The sequence below is a fragment of the Peribacillus muralis genome (assembly GCF_001439925.1).
Taxonomy (GTDB): domain Bacteria; phylum Bacillota; class Bacilli; order Bacillales; family DSM-1321; genus Peribacillus; species Peribacillus muralis.
Window position 1 is genome coordinate 1 of the sequence record NZ_LMBV01000074.1, and the last position, 539, is coordinate 539.

General features: G+C 40.3%; 1 protein-coding gene. It reads right to left on the minus strand.

What is annotated here, in order from left to right:
* Positions 1 to 471, minus strand: a 471-nt coding sequence (locus ASU00_RS24145; protein ID WP_413783547.1) for an IS3 family transposase, incomplete at its 3' end; no start/stop codon positions are given.
* Positions 472 to 539: the final 68 nt, after the last annotated feature.

A 539-nucleotide genomic window follows, 5' to 3' on the forward strand; every position in this document is an offset into this window, starting at 1 on the left:
GTCAGACACATGGTAAGCCAGGAGTTCGTTAGTAGACCCGTCTTTTATGGTTGACAAATAAGCCATACAATTATCGTTATATGGCAAATAAGTAATATCTGTCAATAACACCTTTCCTGGGACTCCTTGCTTGAATTCTCTGTTTAATTTGTTTGGGACAACCTGGTGCTCCTTCGTGGCCTTAGCGATCCGTTTGTAAGGGTTCGGTTTTCTGTGAGGGCAAACAATTCCGTATTTCTTCATGATTCTCTGGACCTTTTTACGGCTAAGGATTAGATCATTCTCATTCTCTAAAATCATTTTAATGGAACGTGCTCCTTTCTTATAACCCCTGCGATTAAATGCTTCTAAGATGACTTCTTTCGTTTCCAAATCCAGCTGCTCTCTGGCCTCCCGGATAGTGGAGGCCTTCAAATAGCTGTAATATCCAGAACGTGAAACCTCTAGTAGATCACAAAAATATCTAGTCATCCTCTTAAAGCCCTCTTGTTCGATTGTCTCTTGAATTAATTGATAAGCCTTACTTGGACTTAGGTTTT